2 protein-coding genes are annotated in these 2,515 nt (G+C 71.1%); both read right to left on the bottom strand.

The features are described from left to right. Positions 1 to 1,643: type I polyketide synthase (locus tag PJ985_RS23060; RefSeq protein WP_271685830.1), on the bottom strand; the 1,643-nt coding region annotated here is incomplete at its 3' end. 29 nt (positions 1,644 to 1,672) lie between these two features. Next, positions 1,673 to 2,515, bottom strand: an 843-nt coding sequence (locus tag PJ985_RS23055; RefSeq protein WP_271685829.1) for an acyl carrier protein, incomplete at its 5' end; no start/stop codon positions are given.

The raw sequence follows: 2,515 nt of genomic DNA, 5'->3' as shown, positions 1-2,515 counted from the left end.
AGATCACCGTCCCTGGCCGTGCCCAGAACGATGCCGGGCGCGGATTTTCCTTCGGCCAGCGCCGCCAGCGCGTTGCGCTGATCCGTCAGGAGGACCGCCCGCCGGTCCAGCATGGCCCGGGTCGTCGCGAGTGAATGGCCGAGATCGAGATCAGAGGCGTCGGGCAACTCCGCGTGCAGGCGGTGCGCCTGCGCACGCAGCGCCTCGTCGTCCCGGGCCGACAGGAGCCATGGCAGTACCGCAGGAACCGGCCGGTCGGCCGGGGGCGCGGCTTCGGCCTCGGCCGACGGGACCGGAGCCTCCTCGAGGATGACATGAGCGTTGGTGCCGCTCACCCCGAACGACGACACGCCGGCACGGCGGGCCCGGGCGACCGCAGGCCACTCGCGTTCCTCGGTGAGCAGAGACACCGCGCCGCGCTGCCAGGCCACGTGCGGGCTCGGCGCGTCGACGTGCAGAGTGCGAGGCAGCACGCCGTGCTGCAGCGCCATGATCGTCTTGATGACGCCCGCGACTCCGGAGGTGGCCTGGGTGTGGCCGATGTTCGACTTCAGGGACCCGAGCCACAGCGGCTCCTCGCGGTCCTGGCCGTAGGTGGCCAGCAGCGCCTGCGCCTCGATCGGATCGCCCAGCCGGGTGCCCGTACCGTGGCCCTCCACGGCGTCGACGTCGGAGGGCTCCAGGCCCGCCCCTTCCAGGGCTGCCCGGATCACCCGCTGCTGCGACGGACCGTTCGGTGCGGTGAGGCCGTTGGACGCGCCGTCCTGGTTGACCGCGGACCCACGGATGACCGCCAGGACGTCGTGCCCGCTGGCCACGGCGTCGGACAGCCGTTCCACCAGTAGCACCGCGACACCCTCGGACCAGCCGGTGCCATCGGCGGAAGCCGCGTAGGACTTGCATCGGCCGTCACCGGCCAGCCCGTTCTGCCTGGCGAACGCCTCGAAGGCTACGGGTGCAGGCATGACGGTCACGCCGCCCGCGAGAGCGAGTGAGCACTCCCCCGCGCGCAGCGCCTGCACGGCTTGGTGCAGCGCCACGAGGGAGGAGGAACACGCCGTGTCCACGGTCACCGACGGCCCTTCCAGACCGAGGGTGTAGGACACACGACCGGCAATGACGCTGTCTGCGGTGCCGGTCAGCAAGTGCCCGGCGGCCTCTTCGGGTATCTGCGCCCCGCTCGCGTATCCCGAGTGGGACGCGCCTGCGAACACCCCGGTTCGGCTGTTCCGCAAGGTGTCGGGAGCGATGCCCGCCCGTTCCACGGTTTCCCAGCACGCCTCCAGCAGCAGACGCTGCTGCGGATCCATCGCGAGCGCCTCACGCGGCGAGATGCCGAACAGGTCCGCGTCGAAGTCGGTGGCGTCCGGAACGAATCCACCCAGCCGCGCATATCCGACATCGCCGGTGAGGTCCCAGCCCCGGTCCGCGGGGAAGGCGGTGATGCCGTCGCCTCCCGATCGGACCAGATCCCACAGGTCCTCGGGCGAGGCGACGCCGCCGGGCAGCCGGCAGCTCATGCCGATCACCGCGATGGGTTCGCGGGCGGCTTCGATCAGTTCGCGATTGCGCCTGCGCAGCCGTTCTGCCTCCTTGAGGGAGGTACGCAATGCCTCGACGACCTGCTGCTCGCGGGTGCTCATGACTGGGCTCCAAAAGAGGTGGACACGGCTCACGCGTCCGGGTTCTCGAAAGCGGTCTGAATCAGGGAGTCGACATCCATCAGGTCGATGTCGGGGCTGTCGGCATCGTCCGCCGGGCGTGCCTCTGCGAGGTCCGAAGCGGAAGCGACCGGGGAGTCGCCGCTGTGGCCCGCCGTGGTGTCGGCGGGACCGGTGTCCGTCAGCGACAGCAGCACGTCGAGGAGACCCGCCGCTCGCAGGCGAGCCGGTGACAGGGAGGCGAGGGCACGGCGCACCGTTTCGTCCTCGTCACCGGCTGTGGCGGGCTCCTCCACCGACTTGGCGGCTTCAGCGACGATCTCTTCCGCCAGGTGTCCGGACAGCGCGACGGGTGTCGGGTAGTCGAAGATCATCGCGGTCGGCAGATCCAGGCCCGTGGCCGCCGCGATCCGGGTACGCATCTCCACGGCGGTGAGCGAGTCGAAGCCCAGGTCGGCGAAGCCTCCGCGGGCGGGCACCGTCTCACCGGCTGGGTGGCCGAGCACCTCCGCGGCTTGTTTGCGCACCAGGTCGAGCAGCGCCCGTGCCCGACGGGACGGGGAGAGCTCTGCGAGACCCGTGGCGAATTCCGTCAGCCCTTCCTGGCCGGCCGCGCCCGCCGGGGGCAGGCCCGCACGGTCCGCCTCGGGAAGGGCGGTGAACAGCGGGCTGCGCCGGGTGCTGGTGAACGAGGGGAGGAAGAGATCCCAGTCGACATCGGCGACAGTGAGACAGGTGACTCCCGCGTCGACCGCGTCGGCCAGGGCCTGCACGCCCCGTTCGGGGTCCATGGCGCCCAAGCCCCGCCGGGTGAAATAGTCCTCGGTTGTCCTTTCCGGGTCGTCTCCGGCCGG

It is taken from the genome of Streptomyces sp. ACA25, assembly GCF_028200735.1.
Classification (GTDB): domain Bacteria; phylum Actinomycetota; class Actinomycetes; order Streptomycetales; family Streptomycetaceae; genus Streptomyces.
Note: the sequence above shows the minus strand (reverse complement) of the source record. Positions and strands in the feature narration are given on the sequence as shown.